This is a genomic window from Vagococcus intermedius (genome assembly GCF_029144185.1).
GTDB lineage: Bacteria > Bacillota > Bacilli > Lactobacillales > Vagococcaceae > Vagococcus_D > Vagococcus_D intermedius.
This window is the reverse complement of the sequence record NZ_CP110232.1, coordinates 1,713,065-1,734,385: the sequence shown is the minus strand read 5'-3', so window position 1 is coordinate 1,734,385 and position 21,321 is coordinate 1,713,065. Positions and strand designations below refer to the sequence as shown.

Annotated in this window: 18 protein-coding genes; 9 read left to right on the top strand and 9 right to left on the bottom strand. The window is 35.0% G+C overall.

The features are described from left to right. Nucleotides 1-44: 44 nt before the first annotated feature. Both OL234_RS08125 and OL234_RS08120 read right to left on the bottom strand, forming a co-directional pair. Nucleotides 45-1,928, bottom strand: coding sequence for a heavy metal translocating P-type ATPase (locus tag OL234_RS08125; protein ID WP_275468737.1), 1,884 nt, complete (start codon nt 1,926-1,928; stop codon nt 45-47). Nucleotides 1,929-2,159: 231 nt separating this feature from the next. Beyond that, the gene (locus OL234_RS08120) at nt 2,160-2,996 is read right to left on the bottom strand and encodes an undecaprenyl-diphosphate phosphatase (RefSeq protein ID WP_275468736.1); all 837 of its coding nucleotides are present in this window, start codon (nt 2,994-2,996) and stop codon (nt 2,160-2,162) included. A 349-nt stretch (nt 2,997-3,345) separates the two neighbouring features. Here OL234_RS08120 and ppdK point away from each other — a divergent pair, with 349 nt between their 5' ends. From ppdK to OL234_RS08100, 4 genes are all read left to right on the top strand, one after another. Next, nucleotides 3,346-5,967, top strand: a complete 2,622-nt coding sequence (gene ppdK, locus OL234_RS08115; protein ID WP_275468735.1) for a pyruvate, phosphate dikinase — start codon at nt 3,346-3,348, stop codon at nt 5,965-5,967. Between the two features lie 70 nt (nt 5,968-6,037). Continuing rightward, the gene (locus OL234_RS08110; protein ID WP_275468734.1) at nt 6,038-6,676 is read left to right on the top strand and encodes a helix-turn-helix transcriptional regulator; all 639 of its coding nucleotides are present in this window, start codon (nt 6,038-6,040) and stop codon (nt 6,674-6,676) included. A gap of 13 nt (nt 6,677-6,689) precedes the next feature. Then, nucleotides 6,690-7,499, top strand: coding sequence for a pyruvate, water dikinase regulatory protein (locus OL234_RS08105; protein ID WP_275468733.1), 810 nt, complete (start codon nt 6,690-6,692; stop codon nt 7,497-7,499). Between the two features lie 217 nt (nt 7,500-7,716). Further along, the gene (locus OL234_RS08100; protein ID WP_275468732.1) at nt 7,717-8,556 is read left to right on the top strand and encodes an HAD family hydrolase; all 840 of its coding nucleotides are present in this window, start codon (nt 7,717-7,719) and stop codon (nt 8,554-8,556) included. A 39-nt stretch (nt 8,557-8,595) separates the two neighbouring features. Here the strand turns inward: OL234_RS08100 and OL234_RS08095 are convergent, their stop codons facing one another. Further along, entirely contained in the window at nt 8,596-9,231 is a 636-nt protein-coding gene (locus OL234_RS08095; RefSeq protein ID WP_275468731.1) for an MBL fold metallo-hydrolase, read from the bottom strand. Nucleotides 9,232-9,696: 465 nt separating this feature from the next. Here OL234_RS08095 and OL234_RS08090 point away from each other — a divergent pair, with 465 nt between their 5' ends. Continuing rightward, nucleotides 9,697-10,305: a DUF5052 family protein gene (locus OL234_RS08090; protein WP_275468730.1), complete on the top strand. Its 609-nt coding sequence runs from the start codon at nt 9,697-9,699 to the stop codon at nt 10,303-10,305. Nucleotides 10,306-10,341: 36 nt separating this feature from the next. Next, on the top strand, nt 10,342-11,124 hold the full coding sequence (locus tag OL234_RS08085) for a sulfite exporter TauE/SafE family protein (protein ID WP_275470137.1): 783 nt from the start codon (nt 10,342-10,344) through the stop codon (nt 11,122-11,124). Between the two features lie 39 nt (nt 11,125-11,163). Here OL234_RS08085 and OL234_RS08080 read toward each other — a convergent pair whose 3' ends face one another. The 6 genes from OL234_RS08080 to OL234_RS08055 form a co-directional block, all read right to left on the bottom strand. Beyond that, complete coding sequence (locus OL234_RS08080; protein ID WP_275468729.1) at nt 11,164-11,718, bottom strand: NADPH-dependent FMN reductase; 555 nt, start codon at nt 11,716-11,718, stop codon at nt 11,164-11,166. 158 nt (nt 11,719-11,876) lie between these two features. After that, the gene (gene queG, locus OL234_RS08075) at nt 11,877-13,031 is read right to left on the bottom strand and encodes a tRNA epoxyqueuosine(34) reductase QueG (RefSeq protein WP_275468728.1); all 1,155 of its coding nucleotides are present in this window, start codon (nt 13,029-13,031) and stop codon (nt 11,877-11,879) included. Nucleotides 13,032-13,121: 90 nt separating this feature from the next. Next, entirely contained in the window at nt 13,122-14,423 is a 1,302-nt protein-coding gene (locus tag OL234_RS08070) for an NCS2 family permease (RefSeq protein WP_275468727.1), read from the bottom strand. A gap of 599 nt (nt 14,424-15,022) precedes the next feature. Beyond that, nucleotides 15,023-16,240: an ABC transporter permease gene (locus OL234_RS08065; RefSeq protein WP_275468726.1), complete on the bottom strand. Its 1,218-nt coding sequence runs from the start codon at nt 16,238-16,240 to the stop codon at nt 15,023-15,025. Beyond that, nucleotides 16,233-16,940 carry an ABC transporter ATP-binding protein gene (locus tag OL234_RS08060; protein ID WP_275468725.1) on the bottom strand — a complete coding sequence of 236 codons (708 nt, stop codon included), beginning with the start codon at nt 16,938-16,940 and terminating at the stop codon, nt 16,233-16,235. The genes OL234_RS08065 and OL234_RS08060 overlap by 8 nt, the downstream gene beginning before the upstream one ends. Then, complete coding sequence (locus tag OL234_RS08055) at nt 16,940-18,139, bottom strand: efflux RND transporter periplasmic adaptor subunit (protein WP_275468724.1); 1,200 nt, start codon at nt 18,137-18,139, stop codon at nt 16,940-16,942. Before OL234_RS08055 ends, OL234_RS08060 begins: the two co-directional genes overlap by 1 nt. A gap of 236 nt (nt 18,140-18,375) precedes the next feature. On the opposite strand from OL234_RS08055, the gene OL234_RS08050 reads away from it, so the two are divergent. From OL234_RS08050 to OL234_RS08040, 3 genes are all read left to right on the top strand, one after another. Beyond that, a complete protein-coding gene (locus OL234_RS08050) occupies nt 18,376-19,068 on the top strand; it encodes an MgtC/SapB family protein (RefSeq protein ID WP_275468723.1) in 693 nt (230 codons plus the stop codon). A 24-nt stretch (nt 19,069-19,092) separates the two neighbouring features. After that, a complete protein-coding gene (locus tag OL234_RS08045; RefSeq protein WP_275468722.1) occupies nt 19,093-19,839 on the top strand; it encodes a tyrosine-protein phosphatase in 747 nt (248 codons plus the stop codon). Between the two features lie 79 nt (nt 19,840-19,918). After that, nucleotides 19,919-21,295 carry a bifunctional metallophosphatase/5'-nucleotidase gene (locus OL234_RS08040; RefSeq protein WP_275468721.1) on the top strand — a complete coding sequence of 459 codons (1,377 nt, stop codon included), beginning with the start codon at nt 19,919-19,921 and terminating at the stop codon, nt 21,293-21,295. Nucleotides 21,296-21,321: the final 26 nt, after the last annotated feature.

Below are 21,321 nucleotides of genomic sequence, written 5' to 3'. Positions count from 1 at the left end.
TTGAATGGTGCAAGAGGAATTATTATAAATAAAAAAAACAGACATTAATAGTCTGTTTTTTTTGGTGTTTTTAGAAGTCTAAGGCCATTTAAAATTACTAAAATAGTACTGCCTTCATGTCCGATTACGCCAATTGGTAAGCTAACCATTTTCATGAAATTGGAAATAATCAGGAGTGAAATGACAGAGACTGAAAAAATAATATTTTGTGTAACAATCCGTTTTAATTTTTTTGAAAGGTGATGTGCCATTGGTAATTTTTCAATATCATCTTTCATTAACACGACATCGGCCACATCAATTGCAATATCAGTCCCTTGTCCCATTGCGACACCTATTGAAGCATTAGCAAGAGCTGGCGCATCATTGACGCCATCCCCGACCATAGCATTGACACCATACGTAGCATGTTGTTCTTTAATTAAAGTTGTTTTAGATTCAGGTGTACACTCAGCATGAATCGCATCCATTCCAAGCATCTTCCCAACAGCTTGCGCGGTTTTAGGATGATCACCTGTCATCATGATTGTATTGATCCCCTCTTTTTTAAAATAATCAATAGTTTCTTTAGCTGCTTGTTTTGGAACATCTAGTAAGCCAAAATAACCAATAATCTTGTCGTTTTTAGATAAAAAAATCACGGTTTTACCTTCTTCTTGTAATTGGTTAACTGACTCGTCAAGTTGTGGTTGTTTTATATGATTGGCAGCAAAAGCTAAATTCCCAATGCGCCAAGTTTCAGTTGGTGTTTGACCAAGCATCCCAGAACCTGTTAAATCATCAATTTTTAAGTTGGGAGGTGTTTCGGTAACCTCAGAGATGAAATATTGGGTAATGGCTTGAGCCAAAGGGTGAGTGCTAGTTGTTTCCATGGCAACCAGAACATTAATTCCATGCTCTTTTTCTGTTTCTTCTGTAAAATAGGCGTCTGTGACGACGGGTCTACCTTCTGTTAAAGTACCTGTCTTATCAAAACTGATGGCTTTAAGGTCAGATAATTGCTCTAAAAATACGCCGCCTTTAAATAATACACCGTTGCGTGCGCCTGAAGAGATAGCAGCAAGCGTTGCCGGCGTAGCTGAGGCGACAAGGGCGCATGGAGAAGCTACTACTAGTAAGACCATCCCGCGATAAAAACTTTCATTCCAACCCCAATTTAGGAAAAAATAGGGAATAAAAATCATAAGAGGGACCATCAACAAAACAATCTTAACATAGGTATTCTCAATACGATCTAAAAAACTAGCAGTTTTAGAAGGCGTATTCTGTGCTTCTTCAACTAAGCTAATAATTTTACTAAAAAGTGTATTGTCACTAGTTTTTGTGACGGTCATTTCAAAAGAGTTCCCGACATTAATTGTTCCGGCAAAAACTTCTTCACCAATAGTTTTGTCAACAGGGATAGATTCACCAGTAATAGAAGCTTCATCACATAGACCTTGCCCGTTACTTAGAAAACCATCGATTGGGATATTAGCTCCTTTTGGTACTAATAAAGTATCGCCAATCTGTAATGTTTCTACTGCAACACGTTCAGTTGAGCCATCACTTTGAAGCTTATAGGCATCTTCTGGCTGCATTTCAAGTAAACTATAAATTTCACGTTTACTTTTATTAGTTGTATATTCTTCTAAAGATCCGCTTAGGGAAAAGATGAATGTTAACATAATACCTTCAAACCAGTAGCCAATTAAGCAAGCCCCAATAGCAGCCAGAGCCATAAGTAAATCGACACTAAGGTGTTTATCGTTGATAGTTTCAGTAATCCCTTCTTTTGTTTGGAAATAGCCACCGATTACCATGCCGATTACATAGACAATGGGAAAGATAGGAATAGTATTTTTTTCTAAAAACCAACCGACTACCATAAAAATACCGCAAACAATCGTTGATAAGATTACTTTTTTTTCATGAGATAATTTTGACATATAATAACAACTCCTTTACAGCTTCATCTTACCAAATTTAGATATTTAATGATAAAACAATCATTCTAATTGATAATGATAATTTATATCAATAACCATATTTAAATACAATTCAACTTATTTAAAGGCTTTTTAGCTTTAAAAATGAATAAAGAGAACGATTCTCGTTATCAATCAATTTATAATAATTATAAATAAAGAGCCTTGGTAATTTACCAAGACTCTTTATGATTAAGTTAGTGCGATAAACCAATAACCAATTAAAATCACACCTAAAATAATTCGATACCAACCAAATGCTTTGAAATCGTTGGTACGGATAAACGTTAATAAGAAACGAATTGCTAAAATAGATACACCGAAGGCAACAACGCACCCTACTAATAAGATCATGGTTTCATCAAAAGTAAAGGTATTGCCTTTAGCTAAAAATTTCATAATTTTTAAGCCACTAGCCCCAACCATAACCGGAATACTTAAGAAGAATGAATATTCCGCTGCTACAAAACGCGAACAGCCAATTAACATAGCGCCAATAATTGTTGCTCCAGAGCGAGAGGTTCCAGGCATCAAAGCAAGGACTTGAAAAGCCCCAATTAGAAAAGCTGCTTTATAAGTAAAATCTGAAAAATTATTAATTTTAGGAACACGTGTCTTGTTCCAATTTTCAACTACAATGAATAAAATACCATAAATAATTAACATTAAAGCAATTGGTAAAAATTTGTGAAAATTAGCTTCAAACCAATCGTCTAAAATAACACCAATCACACCTGCTGGAATACAGCCAATTAATACTTTCCACCATAAGCTCCAAGTATCACTTTGTTCTTGTTTGCTCTTTTTAGGTGAGAAGGGGTTTAGTTTATGAAAATAAATTACAATAACAGCAATGATAGCTCCAAGTTGGATGACCACATTAAACATTTCTTTAAAATCGGCAGACGCATTGAGGTGTAAAAATTCATCGACTAAAATTAAATGACCAGTACTACTAATTGGTAACCATTCGGTAATCCCTTCGACAATTCCCAAAATAACTGCTTTAAATAGATTAAACCAATCCATCGTTTCATTCCTTCCAAATCTTATTTATTAAAATACATCAACAAGTATACCTATCTTTATCGTAAAAACCAACTGTAAGGAGACAATTTAAGATTTCTATAAACTTTGGCTATAACTCTATGGGTTTATTAAGAGGTCAAATAGGTCAAAAAATAAAGTTAAGATAACTTAGAGTAGCGAATTTTGGCGGTTGAAAAGACAGATTATATTTATTAAATAGGATAAATGATGTGAATTAAGTCATAAAATAACTAATTAAAGTAAAAAAAACTCTTGAAATTATATAAGACGTCATATATATTGGTGTAGAAGTTAAATAATACGTCTTAATAAAGGTGGAAATGTTTAAATGACTAAAAATGTATATCAATTTCATGAAGGTAATGCTAGTATGAAGAGTCTTTTAGGAGGAAAAGGGGCAAATTTAGCTGAAATGGTTAAATTAGGCTTACCTGTCCCACCGGGATTTACGATTACAACAGTAGCGTGTATGGATTATTTAAAAAACGACGAGATATTTACAGAAACGTTAAAAAAAGAAATTTTAAATGCGCTAACTGATTTAGAAGTTCAGCATGGTCAAAAATTTAATGACCAAGAGAACCCATTATTATTATCTGTTCGTAGTGGTGCAGTCTTTTCGATGCCCGGTATGATGGATACTATTTTAAATTTAGGATTAAATGATCAAACAGTAGAGGTATTGGCTAATAAGACGGGTGATGCTCGTTTTGCTTATGACTGTTACCGTCGCTTGTTACAAATGTTTGGAAATGTTGTTTATGGTATTGATGGCAATCGATTTGAACAATATTTAGACTATTTAAAAAATCAAAAAGGCTATCAGTTAGATACAGAATTGACAGCAGAAGACTTAAAACAAGTTATCCTGTCTTACAAAAATATTTATGAGGAAGTGTTGCAACTTTCTTTCCCTCAAGACCCTAAAGAGCAATTGTTCTTAGCGATTGAAGCAGTTTTCAAATCTTGGAATAATCACCGAGCTAATATTTATCGTAATTTACATGATATTCCTCATGATCTAGGGACAGCGGTCAATATTCAGACGATGGTATTTGGTAATAGTGGAGATAACAGTGGGACAGGCGTCGCTTTTACAAGAAACCCAGCGACAGGAAGCAAGGAAGTATTTGGTGAATTTTTAATTAATGCCCAAGGTGAAGATGTTGTAGCCGGTGTTAGAACACCTGAACCATTAATTAAATTGCATCGTATTTTACCTGAAGTTTATCAGGAGTTTCAAGCTATCGCACAGTTATTGGAAAATCATTACCAAGATATGCAGGATATTGAATTTACAATTGAATCTGGAAAATTATACCTTCTGCAAACTCGTAACGGGAAACGAACTGCAAGAGCTTCTTTCCAAGTTGCTCATGATTTAGCAGTAGAAGGATTGATAACCAAAGAACAAGCACTAATGAGACTTGAACCAGCAATGATTGACCAATTATTGCACCCAGTCTTTACTGTGGAGGCCTTAAATTCAGCTGAGTTAGTAGCCAAAGGGTTACCTGCTAGTCCAGGTGCTGCTACGGGACATGTTGTCTTTGATACCAAACAAGCCAAGAGTCGTGTCGAACAGGGCGAACCGGTAATTTTAGTTCGCCAAGAAACGTCTCCGGAAGATGTGGAAGCAATGAGCATTAGTGAAGCCATTGTAACGAGTCGTGGGGGAATGACCTCTCATGCAGCCGTCGTTGCTAGAGGGTTGGGAACCTGTTGTGTAGCCGGATGTAGTGAATTAGAAGTAAATGAAACCACACGTCAAATTCGCTATGAAGAGGGGGTTATTAGAGAAGGTGATATTATTTCAGTCGATGGTAGTCAAGGGAAAATCTTCCTAGGGCAGTTAGAAACTGAAAAGAATGAGGAAAGCCAGGTCTTCCAAGAAATTATGACTTGGGCAGATGATGCAGCCAATCTGAAGGTTAGGGCGAACGCAGAGACACCACAAGAAATCCGTACAGCAATAGAATTTGGTGCAATTGGTATTGGATTAGCTAGAACAGAGCATATGTTTTTTGAAGGGCCTCGTTTAAGAGAAATGCGTCGTTTGATTTTAGCTGGGACCCGTGATAAACGTCAAGATCCTCTTGCCATATTATTAGGTATGCAGACAAGTGATTTTGAGGCTATTTTTAAAGAAACCTTAGACAAACCAATTGTTATTCGATTATTAGATCCACCATTACATGAGTTCTTACCACATACAAAGGAAGAGACAGAAACTTTAGCAAAGAACTTAGAGTTAGATAGTGATTATTTAACAGCACGTATTAGCGAGTTACACGAAACCAACCCAATGTTAGGTCATCGTGGTTGTCGTCTTGGCGTAACCTTCCCAGAAATTTATGAGATGCAAGTGGAAGCTATTATTCGTAGTGCGTGTCACTTGAAGACAGAGGGAATCACAGTATCTCCGGAAATTATGATTCCATTAGTTGGAGTCAAAGCTGAATTAGATCAGTTAAAAGAACGTCTAATCAAAAGAATTGAAGCAGTTTTAGCAGAAGAAAATGAGCAAGTTTCTTATACAATCGGAACGATGATCGAATTACCAAGAGCGTGTCTGATTGCTGATCAATTAGCTGAAGAAGCAGCATTCTTTAGTTTTGGTACAAATGATTTAACTCAAATGACGTATGGCTATTCACGTGATGATGCGGGTAAATTTATTCCTTATTATCAAAAAACGAAAGTCTTAGAGAATGATCCTTTCCAAGAAGTAGATGAAGAAGGGGTTGGGCAATTAATGGCTTTAGCGGTTAAATTAGGACGTCAAACGAAACCTGATTTGAAAATTGGTGTCTGTGGAGAAGTTGGTGGTAATCCTAAGTCGATTGCATTCTTTGAAAAAATCGGTTTAAATTACGTGTCGTGCTCACCTTATCGTGTACCGATTGCTCGCTTAGCTGTGGCTCAAAGCGCTATAAAAAATAAAGATTAATAAAACCACTTGAAAATAAATAGCACGTCTTATATAATAGGTTTTATTAATAATAAGACGAGGTATTAAAATGGAACTGTCAGTCAGACAAAAAAAAATCATTGAAATTGTAAAGGATAACGAACCGATTAGTGGTGATAAAATCGCCAAACAATTAGGTTTAACTAAGCCCACCTTGCGTCAAGATTTATCGCTATTAACGATGACAGGAATACTAGATGCTAGGCCAAAAGTCGGCTATATTTATTCTGGTCAAACAATTGAGCCTTTGTTGTATGAAAAATTGTTCTATTTAAAAGTAAAAGAAATTATGGTTCCGCCAGTCTTTATTAAGCATACAACTTCTATTCAAGATGCCATTACGGATTTGTTTATGCATGATACAGGAAGTCTCTATGTCATTGATGATGATGCTGATTTTGTAGGTCTAGTATCACGTAAAGATTTACTTCGTGCCACGCTCAATAACTCTGCGATTGGAACCACTCCAATTGCTATGGTGATGAGTCGTATGCCAAATATAATTAGTATTAGTGCTGATGAACGCGTGATTGATGCAGGTTATCTTATTATGAATCATCAAGTTGACTCCTTACCAGTTGTTGAAAAACAAGATAGTAGCAAAGTAATTGGTAAAATCTCGAAAAGTAAGTTAATGAACCATTTTATAGCCAGTGGCTATGATATGGAAAAAAATAAAGAACAGTAAAGAGGAAAAAATAATGACAAAAGCAAACTTATTTATTGTATCCGATTCTGTAGGAGAAACGGCACAAAAAGTAATTTCAGCAGTTATGGCACAATTTCCAGAAGTAGAGGAAACAGACGTCAGACGGTTCCCGTTTATCAATAATGAAAACGATTTAAAGAAAATTCTATCTGATGCGTTAAGTGAAAAAGCCGTCGTAGTAGCTACCTTGGTGAATCGTCAATTGATAGCTGTTTTAGAAGAATTTGCAGGTAGAACAGGTTTGGATTATGTTGATTTTATGACGCCTCTAACGCAAATGATTCAAGGTAAAACTGGAATGATTCCCAAAGAAGAGCCTGGCGCCTTACACAAATTGGACCAAGAATACTTTAATCGTGTGGCTGCGATTGAATTTGCTATTAAATATGATGATGGAAAAGACTCGCGAGGATTTAAGCAGTCAGATTTTGTTATTTTAGGTGTTTCTAGAACATCTAAAACACCGTTAAGTATGTATCTAGCTAACAAATCTTATCGGGTTTCGAACTTACCTTTAATTCCAGAAGTACCTTTACCAGATGAAATCTTAGATGTCCCTTCAGAAAAATTAATAGGATTGACAGTGAGTCCTGAGCGTATCTTAAGAACACGTCAATCACGGTTAAATGGGTTAGGTTTAAATATTGATTCAAAATACGCCAATTTAGAAAGAATTACCGAAGAAGTTGAGTATGCTAATGATGTTTTTCGTAAGTTAAATGCTCATATGATTGAAGTTGATGATAAAGCAATTGAAGAAACAGCGGCTATCATTGAAGAGATAGCTAGAAATAGAGTATAGAAAAAAGCCCTTATTTTTAAGGGCTTTTTTTGTGAGAGTTGACAGTAGCAAACATTTGATGATAAAGTGAGCTTAAATAAGGGGTGTTATTAATACGATTAGGCCTTACCTCATAAAGACACGTTTTATTTTTTATAAAAAGATAGAAGCGCTGTTTGTTATGATGGTAGTGCCTTTTTTATCAAAAGCAAAAGAATAAATAAGTAGGTGGCGTAAGATGGAAAAAATAATTTTTATTGATGTTGATGGCACATTATGTATGCCTAACGGAAAAGTTCCTAATTCAGCAAGTGAAGCCATTAAGAAAGCACGTCTTAGTGGTCATAAAGTTTTTTTATGTACCGGACGATCTAAACCTGAATTAACCGAAGATATCTTACAAATTGGATTTGACGGTATTATTGGAGCGGGTGGTGGATACATTGAGGTACAGAATAACATTATTATGCATAAAAGAATGCCAGAAGCGGCTGTTAAAGAGGTAATAAACTATTTTAATCAGTATGAAATAGGTTATTATATCGAATCGAATGACGGCCTATTTGGTAGTGATAATTGTCTGGAAACGATTGTCAGACAAGTAACAAAAGGGATGGAACATCAGGAAGAGTATGATAAAGCTAAGTCAGAATTTGATTGGTTTGAAGAAATTTTGATAGAAAGCAATAAAAAGGTGTTAGATTATAGTAATGTTAATAAAATTTCTTTTATAAGTAACGGTCACAAGTATGAAAATGTTGCTAAGAAGTTTGAAGAACTATTTCAAATGCATCGTACGACTGTCCCCCAGTTTGGACCAGAAAGTGGGGAAATCTCAATAAAAGGTGTGGACAAACAGACAGCGATTGAGATGATTTTAAATCATCTCAAAGTTGATAAGAAGAATACCTTGGCTTATGGAGATGGAAATAATGATTTGGCAATGTTTGCAGGTGTTGAGTATGGTGTCGCGATGTCAAATGCAACACCGGAGTTAAAAAAAATTGCAAAAGAGATAACAGAATTAGCAGAACAGGATGGGTTGGCCAATAGTTTTAAACGTCAGCAGCTAATATAAAATAAACCACCAAAACGACAGAAGTTTTGGTGGTTTATTTTAATTAAAAAAAGGGTTAGTCGCTTTTTCATGTCCAATTGTAGAGGACCCACGATGACCAGGATAGATGGTATAGTCATCTGGTAAAGTGAACAAGTTAGTTTGGACACTATTAAGTAGTTGTGTCATATTTCCAGTATGAAGATCTGTTCGACCAATATTGCCAGCAAACAAGGCATCACCAGTTATGACAAAGTTATCACTATGGAAAATCAAGCTCACACTACCGATAGAGTGTCCTGGCGTGGGAACAACAGTAAAGGTCATACCACCTAAGGTATACTCACGCATTTCAAATTCGTACTCAGCCGGTGCGACAATAATATCATCCATATCCGCGTGACGTAACATACCAGATAAATTAAGCATTGGATCGCCGAGCCAAGCTTGCTCTAAGGGGCTAACATAGACAGGAATATCGTAGGCTTGGCGGATTGCCTCAACTGCACCAATATGATCGTAATGTGTGTGTGTTAATAAAATAGCAACAGGATTCCGTTTTAGCTTGGTAATATAAGCCTGAATTTTAGCACTATCGTTTCCGGGATCGACCACTAATAAATTTTCTTCGTTGTAAATTAAATAACAATTTTCCTCAGCGGAACCGGTTGTAACAAATGATGTAACATGAATCATGTCACTCACTCCTTTCTAAATATGACTCTCTAATCAATTATAACTAATTGGTCTATGATTGACAAAGAATAGTTACTCTCATATTTGGCTAGATAATATCAAATAGTTGGGACTAAAAATTTAGTTGCCCCATTGCCACAGCGTTTGTCATAGTGGTTGCTAAAATCAGATGATACTAAATGCCTTTAGCATAAGATTTTTGATCGTAGTAGCGCCACCGTAAACTAAGCCACTCTTGGTATTTTTAAAAGAGTTGTACTGTTTCTTTAGAGAGAATATTAAAATCAGCGTGATGATGCAATCTAGTGAATATTAATTGTTCTGTTGCTTGTTATAATTTATAATCATCGACGGCTATGTTTGAGAGTACTTGGTTGACAAGTTGCCAAAAGGTTATTACTTTGAAAAATAAAGCAAAGAAGGTAAACTAAAATAACAAGAAAATTTGTGAAAGGGTGTGTTGATATGAAAAAATTAAGTGGTAAAAAAAGTATAATGGTTGGGTTACTAGTCATTAGCACAATTGCTTTAAGTGGCTGTCAAAATGTCAGAATGTGGTTCAAGGACTTTGAACAGTCGTTTAAAGGATTGGAAATGACTGTTAGAACGTATGATGATGACAGTCAAGTTATTGATCAAATAAAAGGAAAATCCGTGATGATAGAACGTGATACTGAATTTGATAGCGATGAAGACAAAGCAGATTCACCTGTACTAAGAGTAGGTGTTGGACGTAATGAATTACATCATGTAGGATCATCCATGATTGTGGAAGAAAAAGGCTTAACTAATATTTTTGATGATTACAAGAAGGAACACGATATAAAAAATCAAAATCGTTCAATTCCAATTATAAACAGTATGGTTGATGAATTTAAAAATTCATTCACTGGTAAGAAGAAAGTTGTTCTGATTAGAAGCCAATTAGGCTACCCCTTAGCTACTTATGCAGGTGACAAAGTGTCTTTATATCAAACTGATGTGCCAAAGAGTACTGGAATTATGATAGATAACCATTATTTATTTATTTATCGCTGTGATTATACTATTTATGATGCGGAATTATTGAAGTAATCAATGTTTATCTGGTATAAGGGGGATGGTTGAATGATGTCGATCTATTTCATTTATTTTTTGATTATTGTACTTGCAAATACGATTGGTGCTATTTCAGGTATGGGCGGGGGGGTTATTATAAAACCGATGTTTGATGCCTTAGGTTATCATTCTTTGGAAGCCATTGCGTTTTATTCTTGTGTAGCAGTTTTTACGATGTCAATAGCCTCAACTTATAAACAAGTCAAAAATGGATTTGAAATTAATTGGTCAAATGCTTCAGCTATTTCACTAGGTTCTGTTATAGGTGGCGTAGCGGGAAATAAATTATTTAATTATTTGCTGAGTTATTATGGTGATCAAAAACAAGTTCAATTTTTGCAAATAATTTTGACCGTATTATCGTTAGTCTTTGTTTTAATTTATACTTTAAAAGGAACCAAAACGTTTCAATTAACAAATTTAGTCATGTATTTCTTAGTGGGAGGAATCTTGGGAGGATTTTCAACCTTATTAGGAATAGGAGGCGGACCTATCAATGTGAGCTTCTTAATTGTTTGTTTTAGCTTAACGATGAAAGAAGCTACTGTTTATTCGATAATTACGATTTTCTTTTCTCAACTTGCGAAATTATTTGAGATAGCTTTTTCAGGTTCATATGAGAATTTTGATTTATCACTTCTAATTGCTATTATTCCTGCTGCTATTATTGGTGGTTATATAGGCGGAATCATTAGTGGCAAACTTTCAGATAAGTGGGTAACAAAATTGTTTGTTAGTGTTGTCTGTTTAGTTATTCTAATGAATCTTTATAATGGTTGGCAATTATATCATTAAAAAATTAAAAGCTTGGGCCATTAGGCTCAAGCTTTTAATTTAACTATTTTTTTCTATTAAAGTGACAAAACTATCAACGATAGTTTGAATAAATCCAAGTGTTCCTTCATTTGTAATCGTGCCATCTTCTGCTAAAAAGTTGGTAACATTTCCTAAGTAAGCCTCAGGCTGTTGTAAAGTTAAAACATTTAGAAAGACAAGTGATTGACGTAAGTGATGATTAGCACCGAAGCCACTTAAGGCACCAGGTGAGACACTTATAACAGCTCCAATTTTATTATCCCAAATACTTTGACCATAAGGTCGTGAGCCTACATCTAAAGCATTTTTGATAACAGCAGGAACGGAGCGATTATATTCTGGTGTGACAAAAAGGAATGCATCCATTTTTTTAGCTTCTTCACGGAAAGTTGTCCAAGCGTTCGGAGGAGTTTCACCGTCTAAATCTTCGTTATACATTGGCAAATCACTCAAATCGATTACCTTTAAGTCAAATCCCTCTGGAAATAAATTGGCCATAGCTAAGGCGATTTTTTTACTATAAGATTCTTTTCTTAAACTTCCGATAATGATTCCAATTTTTTTAGTTGACATATGAAAACCTCATTTCTTTTATTACTAACTTTAAATAAGTTTGTAACTTTATTATAGTACGTTAAGTGAAAAACAGCAATTAATAACTCTTGAATAAAAAATAACCAGAGTTAAAAGAGTTGAGGGCTAACTTCTTTTAACTTTGGTCGGTTAACTAATTAAAATGGTTCTGTAAGGTGAGTTAGAGCGTAATCGATTTCTACTAATACCTCAGAATCGATTTCAACTGTTTTTTGTTTTTCTAAAAAGTTTACTATTTCTAAATTCCCAAATTCGCTCAGTTCAGAGATAGCCCAAATCGCAGTACCACGAATAACAGGACGAGGGTCATTTTCTACAAGTGCGAGAAGTTTTGGGACGGCTGATTTTTGTTTAGCATTTGCTAAAGCAATAATGGCATTACGTTGCAGTGGTTTTTTGCCACGCCATGAGCCAGCTAGACTTCCAAATTTTGTTTTGAATTCTTTATTTGAAATAGTCAGTAACGGTGTTAATAAAGGAGTGACACTTTCTGGATCAGCTTCCATTTCTTGATGATGATGGGTGTCAACTCCTTTGTTGAAGGGGCAGACTTGCTGACAAATATCGCAACCATAAATAACATTGCGTATTTTTTTACGGTACTCAAGGGGCATCATACCTTTAGTTTGGGTCTGGTAAGATAAACAAATTTGACCGTTCATACGACCATCTCCTAGTAAAGCACTAGTTGGGCACAAGTCGATGCATTTTCGACAATCCCCGCATTGAGGTTGTTTAGGAGTATCTGGCTCAAAGGGGATATTAGTAATAATTTCACCTAGGTAAACATAAGAACCAAATTCTTCAGTTATTAATAACCCATTTTTACCGATAAAACCGAGACCCGCTCGCTGGGCTACAGCAACATCAATTAATTCTCCAGTATCAACCATGGGTTTAAATTCTAAGTTCGTCTCTTCATTAGCTAATTCTTTAATACCTGTCATTAATTTGGTCATGCGATCTTGCAGGATATCGTGATAATCGGTTCCCCAAGAAGCACGAGCAAAACTACCGCGACGTTCGCCTTTAATGGATTCTGCTTTGGCAGAAAGACGGGTTGGGTAAGCTAGAGCAATAGAAATAATAGAACGTGGCTGCTGGAAAAGTAGGGCTGGTTCTAAACGCTCTTCGATAATGGGGTGTTCAAAACCTGTTGTGTGTCCAGCTGCTTTTTGTTCTTGTAAACTTTCTTTTAAATGTGAAAAAGGCTCAGCTGTTGTGAAGCCAATTTTATCAATGCCAATTTCTTTACTTAATGTGATTACGTTATGCTTAAGATCTTGAAGCAATTAAATTACCTCCAAAATTTTAGCCAGTCCTTTTATGGACTGGCTAATGTATTGTATAAGAGTTATTTTACCAAATATTTGCTAAATGTGCTAATGTCCGCCTAAGATAAATAACTGAATAAAGAATAAAATAGCAAAAATATAAATAAACGGGTGGACTGTTTTTGATTGTCCCTTGATAAATTTCGTTAATGGATAAGTCATAAATCCTAGTGCTAAGCCTGTAGCAATACTACCGGTTAAAGGCATTGTTATAATAACTAAAAAGGCAGGGAAGGCTTCTGAAAAATCATCCCAGTCAATATTAGCTGCTTCACCAATCATCATACTTCCAACTATAACCAATGCAGGTGACGTTACTGCTGGTGCAGTAGCTAAAACGCTGACGATTGGGTAAAAGAAACTGGAGAGGAAGAACATAAAGGCTACCGTTAATGTTTGTAGTCCTGTCCGTCCTCCTAAGGCAACCCCTGTTCCTGATTCGATATAGGCAGTTGTAGGACTAGTACCTAAAATAGACCCGACAACAGTCCCTAAGGCATCAGAAAAGAGTGCTTGTTTAGCGCGTGGCAAATTACCATCTTTCATTAGCCCAGCTCGCTTTGAAACACCAATGATGGTTCCAGTTGTATCAAAAATAGTAATTAATAAGAATGATAGAACAGCGCCATACAAATTGTGATCCACAATATTTTTAAAAGGTGTAATAGGATTAGTAATCATCAACTCATGTCCTAATTTTGGCATACTCATGACACCATCAAAATGGAGTTGACCAGTTATCACACCCACTAAGGCGATGACAACCATACTGACAAAAATAGCACCAGGAATATTTAATAGAATGAGTGAAACAGTTAATAATAGGCCGAATAGCGTCAAGAGGACACCAGGACTATGTAAATCACCTAATTTTACTAAATTGACTGGGTCTCCAACAATGACATGGGATAATTTTAAACCAACAAAGGCAATAAATAACCCGATTCCTGCTGAGATAGCTGATTTTAAAGATTCAGGTATTGAGCCGATTAATTTTTCTCTAAAGGTAGTAAATGACAATAGTAGAAAAATCACACCAGCTACAAAAACGGATGAAAAAGCTGTTTTGTAATCAACACCACTTGCTACAACAGAAACAAAGTAAGCATTTAAACCTAGTCCTGGTGCAATTGCTATAGGGTAGTTAGCAACTAGCGCCATCCAGGTAGAGGCGATAACAGCTGAAATAATAGTTGCCATAAAAATTTGTTCAGCAGGAATGCCGGCTGCAGTCAAAATAGCTGGATTGACAACGATAATATAAGACATTGTTAAGAAAGTAGTAATACCGGCGGCTACTTCTGTTTTGACAGTTGTCCCATGTTCTTTTAATTTAAAAAAGCGATTCATATTTAGTTTTGCTCCTTTTAAGTTGAAGTTGTCCTTTTTTCAAAGAACCTTTGCTATTTTATCAAAAATGTTTGGTGTATTCAAACGAAAATCGATTTTTTTTCCTTTTTTATCGAATAACGTTCGTGTTTTCAAGAAGATTGAAATGTTTTTTTGAAATAAGGTATGATAAATATAAGGGATGACTTAAATTTTTTAATTCCTTTTTTCAATAGCTTATTAGCTTTAAATCATGGTTTAAGTGTTATAAATTAAGATTTTTTTAAGCAAGTCGCATTTTTTTAGAAGACGTGTTATAATAAACAAGTATTAAAAATAAGTATGAAGTATTAACGCGATTGATTTTTAAGAAATTTAATCACACTGGCGCAATTAAAGGATTGCAAGGATACAATAGCAGGTAGGGATTGTATCGTTTAAATGAGAAACAATAAAGCAGTTTAATTCAAATAGTTTTACCGGAACAAAAACCTTACAAATATTTATTTTTAGTTAGAAAGCCACAACGCAGAAGCGGATGTGGCTTTCGTCAATTTTATTGGCAAGAAAAAGCACTGACAATTTAGTTGTCAGTGCTTTTTGTGATTAAAGAGGATTAATTATTGATAAATAGCTTTAATAGGGTCCATTCGAGCAGCATTAATTGCTGGAATAACACCAAAAATAAGGCCGATTGCCACAGAAACACCAGCAGAGATGAGTGTCATCTTCAGACTTAAGATTGCTTCAATGCCAGCGACACTAGATACAATTTGCGCAATTCCCCAGCCAAGTAAAATACCAATAATGCCACCTAGTAAGGTGATAAACGCAGCTTCTAGTAAAAATTGCATCATAATATTTTTAGGTTTCGCTCCGATAGCACGTCTAATACCGATTTCTCTTTTTCGCTCAGAAACGGAAACATACATGATATTCATTACCCCAATGCCGCCAACTAGTAGAGAAATTGCTGTAATGAAGACTAACCCAATGATAACTTGTTGAATCATATCCTCAATTTGTTTTCTCATAGACTCACTTGAGCGATCTTCTTCAAAATTACCATCTAATTCAGGATGATATTCTTTAAGTAGTGTATTTGCTTCATCAACAACAGCCTCTCTGTCTGCCTCAGGAGCAAGTTTTAATTTAATAGCATTAATAGGCTTATTTTTGGCTAAACTATTATAAGCTTTTTTAGGAACAGAGTTATTAAAATCTGTCATTTGCACATCCATCGCCATTTCAGATAATTCAGCTTTTATTCCAATTACTTGAAATTTGTCACCATCGACATCGATTGCATGCCCTAATAGGTCTTCAGGTTTTTTCTTATGTAATAGGGACTCCATGGTTTCATAAGTTAAAATAATAACATTACGTTCTTGATCATCTTCTGTAAAATCATGACCATAAGCCACTTTATTTTTACCTGGACTTGCCATAAGTTGGCCACCTTGTTGATTGTCAAAATAAGTTAAGTCAGTAGAAATTGTTTCGGTTGAATCAAAACCGTAACCATAGTCTGCAGACAAGGTTGTAATTTGTTCAATTTCTTGCAAGACTTTTAAATCTGACCGTTCAAAAGCAAAATCTTCATAAGTATTCATTGTTTCAGATTCGTCGTCTTCTATATTTGGTTGATAAGTTAACCGAGCCACATTTGAGTTAGTAGTGTCTAACATTTTCAAACTACTTTGTTTCATCCCTTCACCTATCGCAGATACGGTTACAACAGCTGCAATACCAATAATAATCCCAACCATTGTTAAAAAAACACGTAGTTTATGCGCTTTTAGACTAAGTAGGGTACTTAGTAGTAAATTTTTAAGCATTGTGATAGGCCTCCTCATCTAGGAATAAACCGTCTTTCATATAAATAACGCGCGTAGCATATTTAGTAATATCTGTATCATGTGTAACCATAACGATTGTTTTACCTTCTTGATTTAATTTGGTTAAAATTTCCATAATATCTGAACTGGTCTCACTATCAAGAGCTCCAGTAGGTTCATCTGCCATAATTAGTAGAGGATCATTGACTAAAGCTCTAGCAATAGCGACACGCTGTTGTTGACCACCTGATAGTTCGGTTGTTTTAACAGTTGCTTTTTCTTTTAAACCGACTAAGTCAAGGTAGGTTTGCGCTTTTTTTTGTCTCTCATTTTCTTTGATTTTACCACCGTAAACCATTGGCAATTCAACGTTTTGTCGAACATTCAATGACTGGATTAAGAAGAATTGTTGGAAGATAAAACCAAGGTAGGTGTTACGTAAATCAGATTTTTGATTCTCATTTAACTTTGAGGCATCTTTACCATCAAAGTAATAGTGACCATCTGACACCTGATCGAGAAAACCAATAATATTCATTAGGGTAGTTTTACCACTGCCTGATTTCCCCATAATCATTAAAAACTCGCCGCGTTCGATAGTTAGATTCAAGTTTTTTAAGACATGTAATTGCTCTTTTCCGACAGGGTAATATTTATTGATATTTTTCATCACAATTAAAGGGTCTGATTGTTGCGTCATTAGTTAGCCTCCTCATCCATAGGATCGTCTTCTTGGATTGTTAACATATCACCATCTTTTAGTTTTTTGTCTGATTTCACAATAATTTTATCCATGGATTCTAACCCATCAGTAACTTCGACTTCTTTATCGGTAATATCATTGTCTTTATTTAATGATATGTCTTTTTTCAAGACAGTCCCAAAGTCATCTACTAAAACATAAGCTTGTTTGTTATCGTAATGAATCGCATTTTTAGGCACCATCGTTTTTTGTTTATCTAAATCAATAGAGGCTTGAACATGAAAGCCATTTTTCAACTTCTTGGCATCATCAAGAGCAAGTTTGACTGTATAGCTAGACAAGCTACTTCCCCCACCAGCACCAGGCTCAGTACTAGCTGTAGCAGGTATTTCTGAAATATAACTAATCTTCCCTTTTAGAGATTGTTTATCAGCAATGGTTTGGATATTAGCAATTTGATCAACTTTTAATTTTGAGACGTCTTTTTCATTGACTTCTCCAATTACATAAAAGTCTTCAGAAGTTAAGTTTAAAATTGCGCTATCACGAGTTTTTTCCTGAGGAATCGATACTTTGCCTTTAAAAGGAGCTTTGACCAAATTAACTTGATCGTTTAGCACATCATTAAGCTGTTGTTCTAATTGGGTTAAACGGACATCAAACCCTTCTAAGTCATATTGTAAGATAATGCTTTCACGGTTAGTAGCAGTATTTTCAAGAGGAGCATCTGGCATTGAGGTCGGCGACTCTTTGTCATCTTGTTCTTTGTCGTTTTGCTGAGGTTTAGTATCAGCAGCAGCTAATTTATCTAGATCTAATTGCATTTGACGAGCAGCTTTATTTCTATCTGCTTGTGTGCTTTGAATAGAAGCTTTAATTTCAGCAATTTGTTTTTCACTATTAGGGTCGATATATTGATATAAGAGTGTACCTTCTTCAACTGTATCGCCATTTTTCACTTCTAAATCACCTAGTTTTCCAAGTGAAGGATCTTTGACAAATTCTTCAGATCGAGTAGGTGTGACAGTGCCATTAATAAAAACTTGTTTACTCCCTTTTAGGGTGAAATATTCGATTTTAGGTTCAGTATCCTTGTCACTATTTTGTTTTGACTTGCTTCCTAGCGCCAAGGCAGCTGAAGTACCAATAATACCGACAACGGCGACTGTTAAAATAATTTTTGTTTTCTTTTTCATTAAATTCCCTCCATAATCAACCTATAATAAAAACAGTATAGCGGTTTCTTACAGTTATAACTACCGACTAAAGTCTGATATTTGCTTAATTTAGCTAAATAATGGAAATTTACTTATTAAGTATATGTTTTTTGAAAATTTATTTATCGCGACAGTTAAGTGGATTGCTAGAAAAAAAAAAGTAAGAGTGATAAAATTAAATAGAGACATAGTTGTTTGATAAAGGAGCGATAAAAATGGAGTGGTTGGAAATAATACAACGTTTACTTTTAGCTAGTTTTATTTCTGGTGCCATAGGCTTTGACCGTGAGTTTAAGAATCGTCCTGCTGGTATTAGAACTCATATTTTAGTGTGTGTTGGTGCGACTATTGTCGCATTAATTCAGTATCAAATTTCAACAGAGGCTTTAGAAACAGCTCTTGCAACCCCGGAATTAGCAAGTGTTGTTAAATCAGACCCTACAAGGTTAGTTGCTCAGGTGATAAGTGGCATTGGTTTTTTAGGTGCTGGCACAATTATTGTTACTAAACGTTCAGTATTAGGCCTCACCACAGCGGCATCGTTATGGGCATCTGCCTGCTTAGGAGTCGCTATTGGATTGGGAATGTATCGCATTGCAATTTTAGGTTTTATAACAATTCAAGTTGTTTTATCACTCCTTAACAAAATCTTAGTGGTATCAACTATAAAAAAATTAGAAGTAAAATACATACATCGAGTTGCCACAAAAGAATTTATTCTTGATTATTTTGTAGACAACCATGTATTAGTAAAAGATGTTAACTTTGATGTCACTCTAACAGAGGAAGGACGTATCTATACAAATATTTATACGATTGAGTTACCACGAGGAAAAAACTATGCAGATTTAATCGAAGATCTATCATTGAATAAAAATGTGATGCAGATTCGTTTAATAGATGTTTAATCATTTAAAGAAAAGGGGAAAAGTATGGAATCATTGATTAATTTTAGAGATATGGGAAATATCCCAACGTTAGATGGGAAAAAGGTTGTAGAGGGAAAATTATTTAGAAGTGGCGAAATTTGTGGGCTAACAGAGAAAGACCAGTCACTATTTACCGGTAAATACGGTATTAAAAAGATTTTTGATTTTCGTGGTGACAGTGAAGTTGTTCTTAAGCCAGATGATAGCTTCTCAGATGTTGTCTATTACCAGATTGATATTATGCGTGATTCTTTGGGGAAAACAGCGGGATTTGATAGTATGATGTCAGAAGCAGAAGCAGCTGATCAGCACATGTTGCAAATTTATCGTGATTTAGTCCTAACGAGCTCTAGTCAAGAAGGCTATCAGTTATTTTTAGAAGAAATAGCCAAAGATAACTGCCCTTTTATTTTTCACTGTTTTGCAGGAAAAGATAGAACAGGATTTGGTGCAGCCTTACTGTTGAGTTTATTAGGAGTTTCAGAAGAATTAATTTATGAAGATTATCTAGAGACTAATCGGGCCAGAAAAACAGCAAACGATCAAATTTTAGAGGAATTAAGAGTAAAAGGACTAAGTGAGTCGCAATTAGCGAGTATCTCAGTTATGATGTATGTCAAAAAAGATTATTTAGATGAATCATTTCAACTAATTACTGAACGTTATGGGAACGTTATAAACTATATTCAAAATGGGCTAGGCATTAGCTTAGAAACAATCGAAAAAATTAGAGCCTTATATTTAGTTTAACAAGAAAACTACTCTTGAAATCAGGAGTGGTTTTTTTGGATAATAGATACGGTTTAAATGAAGGAAGCGACAGAAATATATGGAAAAAATAGTTATATTAAATACTAACGACATACATTCACATTTTGAAAATTGGCCTAAGATAAGGCGTTATTTAGTTTCAGAAAAAAGAGCTGTAGAAAAGAAAGGGAAGACTTGTTTAACCTTGGATTTAGGGGATTTTTCTGATCGGGTTCATCCTTATACAGAAGCAAGCAATGGTCTATTCAATACAGAGTTGATGAATGAGATAGGATTTGATGGGGTAACTATTGGAAATAATGAGGGAATTGGCAATAGTTTCTCACAATTGAATCAGTTATATAGTGAGGCTAATTTTGATGTGATAGTAGCAAATCTCTTTGAAAAAAAGACCAATAAAAGGCCGAGTTGGGCCAAACCATATAAGATCATCATAACATCTAAGGGAACAAAAATAGGTTTAATAGGTTTGACAGCAGCGTATCCTTTAACCTATGAACCAAACGGTTGGACAATTCATTTGGCTAAGAGTATCTTGCCCACTTTACTGGTTGAGCTTAGTTCAAATACTGATGTTATTATTTTAATGTCTCATCTAGGATTAAAAGAAGATCAACTGTTAGCGGAGATGTTTCCAGAAATTGATCTTATTTTAGGCTCCCACACTCACCATTTATTATCAGCGGGTGTGTTAGTTAATAATGTTTTGTTGACAGGTGCAGGTAAATTCGGGCAATATGTGGGACTAACTCACTTAGACCTTGAAAAACATCAGATTGTAGCAAAAGAAACAAAAATAATAAATGTTAGTGAACTAAAGGAAAAAGCTTCAGATAACAGTGAGGTTGCAGGTTATTGGGAAAAAGGTGACGAATTATTAGCGTCACAGCCAATCGCTTTTTTACAAAAAGGCTTAGGTGACGCTGCTGATTTTTATAATGATTTAGTTAAAGAGACTCTTGAAGCACTGAAAAACTATGCAGGCGTTGATGCTGCAATTATTAATAGTGGCTTATTTTTGAAAAGTTTAGAAGCCGGATTTGTGACTAAAAAAGACTTACATGAGTGTTTACCGCACCCTATGAGAATTATAAAAGTGACGCTAACAGGTAGTGATTTATTTGAGTTGTTAGTAGATATGGACTCAAAACAGGAAGGACTATTAAATCATCCAATTGAAGGGATGGGATTTCGTGGGAAGATTTTTGGTCAGTTGGTATTAACAGGGATCACATTTGATAGACAAGAAAAATCTATCTATTGGCAAGGAAACCCTATTCTTCCCTCTAAAATATATTCTTTTGCTACTGTAGACCATTTATTATTTATCCCTCAGTTTCCTATAATGAGTAAAAAAGGACAGGTTGAATTTTTATTTCCAGAATTTTTAAGAGAAGTCCTAGGGCAGTATTTATCAGAACACTATCCATGCTAGTAAAAAAAGGCTATAATAGAAGAGAT